At 51.3% G+C, this 232-nt stretch carries 1 protein-coding gene; it reads left to right on the top strand.

Annotated features, from left to right (window positions below; genetic code table 11):
* Positions 1-232 (top strand): methyl-accepting chemotaxis protein (locus tag MXD62_RS09740; RefSeq protein WP_248829022.1); only part of this gene is annotated, 232 nt, incomplete at both ends.

The raw sequence follows: 232 nt of genomic DNA, 5'->3' as shown, positions 1-232 counted from the left end.
ATATCTCGGAAAAAATTCGAGACATCGTCAATGTGGTCACTGCGATTGCCGAGCAGTCCAATGTGCTTGCACTGAACGCCGCCATCGAAGCAGCACGGGCGGGCGAACAAGGAAGAGGCTTCGCCGTTGTCGCCGACGAAGTGCGTAAACTGGCCGAAGAAACGAAAAGGTCGGTCTCCAATGTTTCTCAACTGATTGAACGAACCAATTCACAAACCACCAATGTATCACC

It is taken from the genome of Frankia sp. Mgl5 (assembly GCF_023242985.1).
Classification (GTDB): Bacteria; Actinomycetota; Actinomycetes; order Frankiales; family Frankiaceae; genus Parafrankia; species Parafrankia soli.
Note: the sequence above shows the minus strand (reverse complement) of the source record. Positions and strands in the feature narration are given on the sequence as shown.